Consider the following 10,211-nt stretch of genomic DNA (forward strand, 5'->3'; position numbering starts at 1 on the left):
GGGGTGCGGCGTCGCGGGGCTGGGGCAGGTGCCCCAGCCCCTTTCCTTGATCCACACCCCTATTGTCGGTCGCTTGTGATCTCGCAGAGGACGGCGCCACTGGAGACGACGGCACCGACGGTCGCGGTGAGCCCGGCCACGGCACCCGCCCGATGCGCGGTGATCGGTTGTTCCATCTTCATCGCCTCCAGGACGACGATAAGATCACCGGCTTCGACGGTGTCGCCGTCACTGACAGCAATCTTGACAATGGTGCCCTGCATGGGGCTGGTCAGTGCGTTCCCAGCAACGGCCTTCGTTGCTTTCGCGCCGGAGCGTCTCCGGGGCGGAGCCGCGCGACCGGCCGCCGGAGCGGCCGCCGATCCGAGGCCAGCGGGCAGGACAACCTCAAGACGCCGGCCGCCGACCTCCACCACCACCGACTCTCGCTCCACCGGCGCGGTTTCGGCGTCCGCGCCGCCGGTGAAGACCGGGATCGTGTTGTCGAACTCGGTCTCGATCCAGCGGTTGTGCACTCGGAACGGTTCGGTCGCGTCCCCCGGCGCGAAAGCCGGATCCCGTACGACAGCCCGGTGGAACGGCAGCACCGTGGCCATACCGTCGACGGCCATCTCGGCCAGCGCGCGGCGGGCGCGTTCCAGCGCCTCGGTCCGGCTCGCGCCAGTGACGATCAGCTTGGCGAGCAGCGAGTCGAAGGCGCCGCCGATAACGGTGCCGGACTCGACACCGGTGTCGACCCGCACACCCGGCCCGGTGGGCGCGACAAACCGGGTGACCGTGCCCGGGGCCGGCAGGAAGTTACGCCCGGGATCCTCGCCGTTGATACGGAACTCGATCGAGTGCCCCCGGGGGGCCGGGTCGGTCGGGTCGAGTGCCTCACCCTCGGCGATGCGGAACTGCGCACGAACGAGGTCGATGCCGCTGGTCTCCTCGGTGACGGGATGCTCGACCTGCAGGCGGGTGTTGACTTCGAGGAAGCTGATCATCCCGTCTCGGGCGACGAGGAACTCGACCGTGCCCGCGCCCACGTAGCCGGCCTCCCGGCAGATGGCCCGAGAGGCCTGATAAAGCGACGTGCGCTGCTCCTCGGTGAGGAACGGCGCCGGGGCCTCCTCGACGAGTTTCTGGTAGCGCCGCTGCAACGAGCAGTCCCGGGTGCCGACGACGACGACTGTGCCGTGGGTGTCCGCGAGGATCTGGGTCTCGACGTGGCGGGGCTGGTCCAGGTAGCGCTCGACGAAGCACTCACCCCGGCCGAACGCGGCGGTGGCCTCGCGGACCGCGCTTTCGAAGAGCTCAGGCAGCTCGTCGCTGTTCCACGCGACCTTGAGCCCACGCCCGCCACCGCCGAAGGCTGCCTTGATGGCGACCGGCAGCCCGTACTGATCCGCGAAGGCCAGGACCTCCTCGATGCCGCCAACGGGATCGGCGGTGCCGGGGGCGAGCGGCGCCCCCACGGCAAGGGCGATGTGCCGGGCCGCGGTCTTGTCACCCAAGCGCCGGATGGCCTCGGGCGGCGGCCCGATCCAGGTCATGCCCGCGGCGATGACCGCCTCGGCGAAGTCGGCGTTCTCCGACAGGAAGCCGTAGCCGGGGTGGACGGCGTCGGCGTCACTTGCCCGGCAGAGATCGAGAATCTTGTCTATTCGAAGATAGGAGTCGCCCGGTGTGTTGCCCGAGAGGGCGTACGCTTCGTCCGCGATGCGGACATGGAGGGCATCGATATCGGGCTCGGCGTACACCGCGACGCTTGCGTACCCGGCGTCCCGGCACGCGCGGATGACCCGGACAGCGATTTCTCCCCGGTTGGCGATGAGGATCTTACGCACGTTTCTCCCGTCCTCGTTCAGCGTGGCTGAGTCCTAATGTCCCGCGGAGGCCGGGGACCTCACATCTGTTGTCGGCAGTAGGCGTTCTTAGTTCTTAGCGGCGCCGGCAACAGGACCTGGCCGGCTCGCGGCGTCCGGGCGGCGCCTCGCCTCATCGCTGCCCGTCCATTGCCGCGCGATGCATGGGTGCCCTGGCTCGTCGGTCGACGCGCGATACCTCCGGCGTATCTCTCCGCGGCTTCGCGATCCATCCACCCGGACGCCGCTGTCTGGCCGAACGCCCTGCTGCCGGAACCTCCGCGGGTTACCAGTCGGCTCGGGTGCGGACGCCCTGGACGAAACCGGTCTGCCGCCACGCGTCCGGGCCGGAACGTACGGTCTGGCGGAGCGCCGCGGCCCGGTCGGTCCAGCCCGACGGCGCCGTCGGGCCGGGCGGTGAGGCCGCCGCCCGCAGGCGGAGCACCGCGACCACCGCGGCAATCTCCTCGGCGGACGCGTTCGCCGACACCACCCGCAGATACGGACGGGTGTGGCTGTCGCCGCTGGTATCCACCTGACGTTCCTTTCATGAAGGTGAGGCGCACCTACAGCGGAATGTTTCCGTGCTTCTTGGGCGGGAGCGACTCCCGCTTGGTCCGCAGCAGCCGAAGGGCTCGGATCACTTCGCGACGGGTGACTGACGGCGAGATCACAGCGTCCACGTACCCGCGTTCGGCGGCGATGTAGGGGGTGGCGAAGTGCTGGGTGTAGTCCGCGATCAGTTCCGCGCGGCGGTCTTCCGGGCTGTCGGTGGACGCGAGTTCCCGGCGGTAGATGATATTTACCGCGCCCTGGGCGCCCATCACCGCGATTTCCGCGGTCGGCCAGGCCAGGTTGATGTCGGCCCGCAGGTGCTTCGATCCCATGACGTCGTATGCACCCCCGTAGGCCTTCCGGGTGATGACGGTGACCTTGGGGACCGTGGCCTCGGCGTAGGCGTAGATGAGCTTCGCGCCGCGGCGGATGATCCCGTTCCACTCCTGCGAGGTACCGGGCAGGAAGCCGGGAACATCGACGAAGGTGAGTACCGGGATGTTGAACGCGTCGCACGTCCGGACGAAGCGTGCCGCCTTTTCGCTGGCGTCGATGTCGAGGGTGCCGGCGAAATGCATCGGCTGGTTGGCGACGACGCCCACCGAACGTCCGTCGATCCGCCCGAAGCCACAGATCATGTTCTGTGCGAACTGGGCGTGGATCTCCAGGAAGTCGCCCTCGTCGAGCACATGTTCGATCACTGTGTGCATGTCGTAGGGAGTGTTGGGCGAGTCCGGGATGAACACGTCCAGCTCGGTGGTGATCTCCGCTTGGATGTCGGCCACCGCGGCGAAGGCCGGCGGATCCGTCATGTTGTTCGACGGCAGGAACGACAGCAGCGCCCGAGCGCTCTCCAGGCAGTCGGTCTCGTCCACGGCCTGGAAGTGGGCGACACCGCTGCGGGAGTTGTGCGTGTGCGCGCCGCCGAGCTCCTCCATGCCGACGTCCTCGCCGGTCACGGTCTTGATGACGTCTGGACCGGTGATGAACATGTGGCTGGTTTTGTCGACCATCAGGGTGAAGTCGGTGATGGCGGGGGAGTAAACGGCACCGCCGGCACACGGGCCCATGATCAGCGAAAGCTGTGGGACGACTCCCGACGCCATCACGTTGCGATAGAAGATCTCACCGTAGAGGCCCAGCGAAACAACGCCTTCCTGGATACGCGCGCCGCCCGAGTCGTTGATACCCACCACCGGGCAGCCGGTCTTCAGCGCCAGGTCCATGATTTTTATGATCTTCTCGCCGAAGACCTCGCCCAGGCTGCCGCCGAAAACCGTGAAGTCCTGACTGAACACGCAGACTTGGCGGCCGTCTACCGTGCCGTATCCTGTCACCACGCCGTCACCGTAGGGGCGGTTGCGATCGAGCCCGAAATCATGCGAGCGGTGCCGAGCGAACGCGTCCGTTTCGACGAACGATCCGGGGTCGAGGAATGCCTCGATCCGTTCACGGGCTGTCATCTTGCCCTTGGCGTGCTGGGCGTCAACGGCCCGCTGGGAACCAGCGTGTACCGCTTCGTCGTTGACCCGCTTCAACTCGGCAATCTTGCCGGTGGCCGTCAGAAGGTCGGGTACCGAGCCCTGCGCGGGATTCTGAGCGGGAACAGGAAGTACCATGCCGGGCAGCGTACGGCGGGTACGGCTCCGCGTGCTCGATTCGCGGGTGGGGGGCACAAACCAGTACCCGTGGCGGAACGTAACGGTAGTCAGCCCGCCAGGACAACGCTCCGGTAACAGGCCGGTCGGTGGCACCCTGACTGGCATGCGGACATCGAAGACACATCCGCGCCGGCTTCCATTGGACGCCGGCCTGGTAGCGGCGGCGCTCGCCGACGACGGCCTCGACGTGCGGGTCGTCGGGGAGACCGGCTCGACCAACGCCGATCTTGTGGCGGCGGCGAAGGCGGGCGCCCGTGAAGGGCGGGTGCTGGTCGCCGAGTCGCAGTGGGCCGGCCGTGGGCGTCTTGACCGGTCCTGGGTCTCGCCACCGGGCGCGGGACTCACCTTCTCGGTGCTGCTGCGGCCCACGGTGCCGGCCGCGGCCCTCGGCTGGCTGCCGTTGCTCACCGGCGCGTCGCTGGTTGGCGCGCTGCGCGGTTCCGCCGGTATCCCGGCCGTTCTCAAGTGGCCGAACGACGTGCTGGTGGACGGCGCGAAGGTAGCGGGAATCCTTGCCGAGGCCGTTCCCTGCCAACCGGCAACGACCGCGGTGGTCGTGGGGGTGGGCCTGAACGTCGATACGGCCGCCGATGAGCTGCCCCTCGGGGCGACCAGCGTGGCGCTCTGCCAGCGGCGGGCGTCGCGGCCGGCGACTGGCCGGGGTGAGTTGTTGATCGAGGTGCTGCGGGAACTCGCCGCGGGATACCGGGCCTGGCTCGCGGAACCGGATCGTGCCAGGGACGCTTACCGCTCGGTGTGCGCGACGCTCGGTCAGCAGGTGCGGGTTGAGCTGCCCGACGGTGCTGTCGTGGTGGGCGCCGCCACAGCTGTGGACGCCCATGGCCGGCTTGTCGTGGACGGCCGGGCCTTCGCCGCGGGGGACGTCGTCCATCTGCGGTGACGCCGAGCCGATCGACCCTCGGGCGCCGCTGACGTGGTGACGGTGAGACGATCGGCCGCGTGGGATTTCCAGAGAGCATTCTGACCAGCGATGAAGAGGTTGTCCTGCACCTTCATCCGCACTGGATCAGGCTTGCTGGGCCGGCCACCGCGTTCGTCGTGGTTCTGGGCCTGACGCTGTTCGGTGTGCTGGCGATACCGGCGGGTTCGTTCCAGCATGCGGCACAGTGGCTCGTGATCACGGCCGCGGCGGCCCTGCTCACTGTCACAAGCCTGCGTCCGTGGTTACAGTGGATCACGACAAGTTATGTTGTGACAACGGAACGTGTTGTCATCCGGACGGGCGTCTTTTCCCGCAACGGCCGTGACATCCCGCTTCAGCGGCTCAACGATGTCTCGTTCCACCACTCGTTCGCCGAACGCCTGCTGGGCTCCGGCACGCTGACCATCGAAAGCGCCGGTGAACGCGGTCAGGTCGTGCTGGCGAATCTGCCACGGGTCGAAGAGGTGCACGCAACCATCTACCGGCTGGTCGACGAGATCGACCTTCGGCGCCGAGGCCCCGTCAACACCGACATCGATGGTTACGGCCACGAGCGTAACCGTTAGGGCGTGTCTGATGGATGTTGGTCGATGTGGGCGATGATCTAGAAAGTGGCCTGCAAGGCGGAGGAGGTCCGGATAGCGGTGTTCTATCCGGACCGACGACAACGCCGCAGGACGCCTTCTGGGCATTGATCCGCACGATCGAAGATCCATCAGACACGCCCTGGGTCACCCACCGGTTAGGCGGCCATCGGCTCGTCGCGGGTCACTGCCGGCGGTGGTTCAGGCCAAGGGGTCGAACCGCTTCCACCACTGGTACAGGGATGCCGCGTCGGTGTCCGCGGCGGCGAAGCTGACGAGATCTGAGTCGTAGCTCCAGAACATCACAAACCGTCCACTGTGGTAGTAGCACAGGAGCGCACCGACGTCGACGGTGGAACTGCTGTTCACTTGCCAGGTCCCGACGCTGGAACGGCCGTTCTCGCAGCTGCCCTCGTCGGTGATCTGGCCGGACCGGTAGTCGACGTCGCCGCGCAGTGATTTGGCGGTGTAGTAGTGGAACGCGATCACGGCTGTGCCGTTGCTCGCCACACACGTCAGCGATGCGTCGATGTCGGAGTCCTCGGCATCCGGATTCGCTTCGCAGTCCGTTATCTCAGCGGGATCGAGCAGCGCCCGCAGCCTGCGCTGGGCCACGGTCAGACCGTTGGTGGACCCGGTTGCCGACGGGGACGGCGACGGCGATGGTGATGGCGATGATGACGCCGACGAGGCGGGCCGCGGCGTGCCCGTCGGTCCGGCGGGGATCGCGGGCAGGGTCGTGCCCGCCGTCGGGCTGGGGTCGGGTTTGTCCGAACTGGCCACGGTCAGCGCGATCATCGGAATGCCGACGGCGAGGACCAGCAGCGTGACGATCGCTCCGATGATGGCGGTCTGCCGCCGGCCTGACGGCTGCTGCCGCGGCGGTCCGCCCATCGTTCCCGGTGGTGGGTATGCGCCCGGCGGTGGGTATCCACCCGGTGGTGGGTATCCACCCGGTGGTGGGTATGTGTCTGAGCGCGGGAGCTCACCGAACGGGTAGCGGGCGGTCGGGGCATAGTCATCCCGGGCCCCGAAGGGGCGGGCACCGGCCGCACCCGCCTCGGGTTCCGCTGCGACGCGGGCGGCGTAGGGGATCGATCCGGGCCCAGCGGGCATCGCGGTCGCGGTCGCGGTCGCGGTGAGCAGAGCGCCCAGCGCTGTCGCGGCCTGGGGGTCGGCGGCGGGCCGGGGGCGGATGCCGGTCAGCTCCGTCACCAGCGCCGAAATCCGTGGGATGCGGGTCGATCCGCCGACAAGGAAGATCGCGCTGAGCTCGCCGGGCCGGATCCCCGCACGCTCGATTGTGCGGATCAGTTCGGTCACGGTCGCGCGTAGGTCACCCTCGATCGACGCTTCCAGCTCCGCCCGGGTGAGCTGGATGTCGCCGATGGATCCGCCGACCGCAATGGTGCGGACGGTGGCGGTTGACAGTCCTTCCTTGGCTGCTACGACCTGTTGGCGTAGCTGGTTGTGCCGCTGGCGCCCGGATGGGCTCAGATCGGCCCACAGCTCGTCCCAGGCGGCCGAGTCGACCGTGCGCGCACGGTCCGCCAGCTGGCGAAGTAAGGCATCGTCGATGTCGTCACCGCCGAAGGCGGGATTGCCGCCGGGCTCGCCGCGGATCTCGAATCCGTTGGGTGTCGCGGTGAGAATCGTCGTCGCGAGGGTTGTGGCTCCAAGATCATATATCGCAACGGCCGTGCCCGCGCGGATGCTGTCAGGGGCGGCGTGATAGCGGGCCGCCGCGATCGGTTCCGGAAGCAGCATGACGTCGGTGAGCCCCGCCCTGGTAGCGGCTGCCCGCAGGCTGTCGACCTCCGTGGCTGTCCATCGGGCCGGCGCGGTGAGAACCACCTGGCGGGGTGGCGGGCCCGGAGCGTGGCGGGCCGCTTCGTGCAGGACCTGGCGCAGGACGGCGGCGATCAGCTCGATCGTGGGGATGGTCACCTCACCGAGCTGGACCCGCTCGGTCGTTTCCAGCGCCTGTAACGGATGACGTTGCGCGCGGTCGGGATGGGTGGCCGCGACGTCCACCGCGGCGGTACCGGTCAGCAGCCGGCCGTCAAGACTCAGGCTGACCACGGCCGGCATCGGCCCGCCTGGCCCGAGCCGCAGGGATTCCCCCCGGCCGTCCAGGCCGACGCAGGCGGACGTGTAACCGGTACCGAGGTCGACCGCGAGTGTCTGGCCGGTTGTCATGTCTCCCCCCGTTTGTCAGGCGTTCTCGCGCTTCCGCCCGCACGAGAAAAGCATTGTCGCGCGGCGCTGGGAACCAATTCGCCGCGGTGCTCCCAGCGCCGCCCGGAGTCAGCGCGTCGGCTGGTCCGCCAAGCCGTGGACGGCGTAGGGAACGATGAGGTCGTCGACGATCCGTTCCATGAACGCGGCGTCGACGACCTCTCCGGAGAGCAGCACCCGCTGCAGAACGAGGGCGGGACCGAGCTCCATGAGCACCGTGTGGTCGACCTCCGCGCTGATTTCCCCGCGGACGATGCCGCGGTGCACGATGACATCGGACGCGGTTTTGCGCTGGGCGAGCAGCCCATTGCGAAGGGCTTCGCGCAGCTCGGAGTTACGGGGCATTTCAGACACCAGCTCGGCGATGATCCTGCCGCGGTCATCGCCGATGGCATCTCGGAACGAGGAGATGAAGGCCAGCATGTCCATACGGAACGAACCGGTGTCGGGAATGGGCACGGACTGCTCGGTGATCGTCGTGATCGCGTCCATGACCAGGGCGACCTTGGAGGGCCAGCGGCGGTAGATGGTGGCTTTGCCGGCTTTCGCCCGGGTGGCCACCCTGTCCATGGTGACGCCGTCGTACCCAACTTCGGCGAGTAGCTGAAGGGTGGCGCGACGAATCGCGCCGTCCCGTGAATCGTCCCGAGGGCGGCCCCCGGAGCGGGACGAATCAAGCGTAGGCCGCACCACGGCGTCCCCCTGTGGCCTAGGTTTCCTGAGGTCTCGGGCGGCCCAAACTGGAACTATGCCGCCTTCGACCAGCCGGCTGCAAGCCGACACGTGCCATCCGGTGGCTTTCGACGCGCTCCGCCTGCCGTCACAAGCGGCGACGCCGACAAGAAGGAAACGCGCGGGCTTGTCCCAGAGCGTAGCGCATCCACGGCTGATGGGAACCAATCGGTATCGGAACGCCGGGGTTCTGTTCCGATACCGATGCGCCCCCGGCTATGCGTGGCCAGCGGGCTCGGGGACACCCTGCCGGCGCTGCGCCTCGGCCGCGGTATGCAGCGCCGCCTTCGGATCGTCGGGATGCAGGAAGACCCACCGTTTGTAGGCCCAGAACCGGAAGATGGTGCCGAGCCCGGTGCCGACCACGTTTCCGGCCAGGTTGAGCTCGAGCACACTGTGCAGGTTCAGTACGTAGTTGGCAAAGCCCAGACAGCCCAAGGCGATTGCCAGACCCATGGCGTTGAGGATGGCGAACAGTGTGTATTCGCGCTTGAGGCCCGTACGCGCCCGGTGCGTGAACGACCAGTTCCGGTTGCCGATGTAGGCGCAGGTCGCGGCCACGATGGTGGAGACGGTTTTCGCGCTGAGCGGACCCATGCCCACAAGCCCGTGGCACAGGTTGAACACGAGGACGTCGATGGCGTAGCAGACGACGCCGACGACTCCGAACTTCGCCAGCTCATGGCCGAGCACTTGCCAGCGTGATCGTTCCGCGCAGGCCTCCGCCGGTGCCGCGTTCACCTCAGATGCTTCGGGTGCTCTTGACCGGTTTGCGTCACCGGCTGAGTCTACCGACGGTCTCCCCTGGCTCATCCGCTACCCCCCTAGCTGTTTGGGCCGCCGGCCGCGCGAGCGAAATCATCATCGCGGGGCCGGCTGCCTTCCAGGTTCTCGACGCCGCCGGCGACCGGCAAGATTAAAATTCATCGTCATTGACTGGACCGGTTCTCGCTGATCTCCTCCTCGAGGACGCCGATCCCCTTCGATGCTTGCGTCACAGCGCAATACCGGCGCGTGAGTAGGTCCACGGCCGCGCACGAAAGGCTAGTCGGGACGGCGATCTCGCTGACATGGGGGTGCGGCTGGCGACGGGCGTGCCGACGGTCCTGGCCAGGCGGGAACGCCGGGCGCGCGGTCGCCGGGTAGCCTGTCGGGCCGATCCCTCGCGGCAAGTATGCCCCCTGCTCCGGTTGGTGACTCGACTGTCGGGCTGGTTGCCGTGATGTGCGTTTCGCTCCGTACGGTCAACGTGCGTTTGCGATTGCGATCTGTGTTGTTGGGCCGCGTACCGCTGGCGAAAGCGGCGTGGCCGCGTCATCCTTGTTGCGGCTGGCTGTGGTGACGACTTGCCACACAGCAGCTCGGCGGGTGCCTGGCCGGGCTGCTGTGTGGCGGCACACCGCGCTGGCGCGTTCCCGGCGACGCTGCCGTGCACGAACGAACCTGGTTCTGCTGTGTCCACCGCGCCGATGGAGGTTGCACCACGATGACCATGGTCGACGGCCGAGGTTCAGTACGGGCCGAAGGCTCACACACTGCCACCGTTCCCCGCACGGCCACCGACTCCATGGTGGCGCGCGCCGCGAGCTTCGCGGCGGCCCGGCAGGCCGGCGACGCGCCGACGCGGGCGCGCCCGGCCGCGCCCGCCACC

General features: G+C 68.1%; 8 protein-coding genes. 2 read left to right on the forward strand and 6 right to left on the reverse strand.

The window, feature by feature from the left end:
* Positions 1–59 precede the first annotated feature (59 nt).
* The 3 genes from MJ777_RS13800 to MJ777_RS13810 all read right to left on the reverse strand — a co-directional run bounded on the left by MJ777_RS13800 (position 60) and on the right by MJ777_RS13810 (position 4,021).
* A complete protein-coding gene (locus MJ777_RS13800) occupies positions 60–1,829 on the reverse strand; it encodes a biotin carboxylase N-terminal domain-containing protein (protein WP_239376631.1) in 1,770 nt (589 codons plus the stop codon).
* A 304-nt stretch (positions 1,830–2,133) separates the two neighbouring features.
* A complete protein-coding gene (locus tag MJ777_RS13805) occupies positions 2,134–2,382 on the reverse strand; it encodes an acyl-CoA carboxylase subunit epsilon (RefSeq protein ID WP_239310770.1) in 249 nt (82 codons plus the stop codon).
* 31 nt (positions 2,383–2,413) lie between these two features.
* Entirely contained in the window at positions 2,414–4,021 is a 1,608-nt protein-coding gene (locus MJ777_RS13810) for an acyl-CoA carboxylase subunit beta (protein WP_239310769.1), read from the reverse strand.
* Between MJ777_RS13810 and MJ777_RS13815 the strand changes: the two genes are divergently transcribed.
* Together MJ777_RS13815 and MJ777_RS13820 are read left to right on the forward strand one after the other, a co-directional pair.
* The gene (locus MJ777_RS13815) at positions 4,020–4,964 is read left to right on the forward strand and encodes a biotin--[acetyl-CoA-carboxylase] ligase (protein WP_239376632.1); all 945 of its coding nucleotides are present in this window, start codon (positions 4,020–4,022) and stop codon (positions 4,962–4,964) included. The genes MJ777_RS13810 and MJ777_RS13815 overlap by 2 nt on opposite strands.
* 59 nt (positions 4,965–5,023) lie before the next feature.
* The gene (locus MJ777_RS13820; protein WP_239345903.1) at positions 5,024–5,572 is read left to right on the forward strand and encodes a PH domain-containing protein; all 549 of its coding nucleotides are present in this window, start codon (positions 5,024–5,026) and stop codon (positions 5,570–5,572) included.
* A 219-nt stretch (positions 5,573–5,791) separates the two neighbouring features.
* Here MJ777_RS13820 and MJ777_RS13825 read toward each other — a convergent pair whose 3' ends face one another.
* From MJ777_RS13825 to MJ777_RS13835, 3 genes are all read right to left on the reverse strand, one after another.
* Positions 5,792–7,789 carry an Hsp70 family protein gene (locus MJ777_RS13825; RefSeq protein ID WP_239376633.1) on the reverse strand — a complete coding sequence of 666 codons (1,998 nt, stop codon included), beginning with the start codon at positions 7,787–7,789 and terminating at the stop codon, positions 5,792–5,794.
* 108 nt (positions 7,790–7,897) lie between these two features.
* Entirely contained in the window at positions 7,898–8,521 is a 624-nt protein-coding gene (locus tag MJ777_RS13830; RefSeq protein WP_239310765.1) for a TetR/AcrR family transcriptional regulator, read from the reverse strand.
* A gap of 255 nt (positions 8,522–8,776) precedes the next feature.
* The gene (locus MJ777_RS13835) at positions 8,777–9,301 is read right to left on the reverse strand and encodes a GtrA family protein (RefSeq protein ID WP_239310764.1); all 525 of its coding nucleotides are present in this window, start codon (positions 9,299–9,301) and stop codon (positions 8,777–8,779) included.
* Positions 9,302–10,211 lie beyond the last annotated feature (910 nt).

It is taken from the genome of Protofrankia sp. Cj5 (genome assembly GCF_917627405.1).
GTDB lineage: Bacteria > Actinomycetota > Actinomycetes > Frankiales > Frankiaceae > Protofrankia.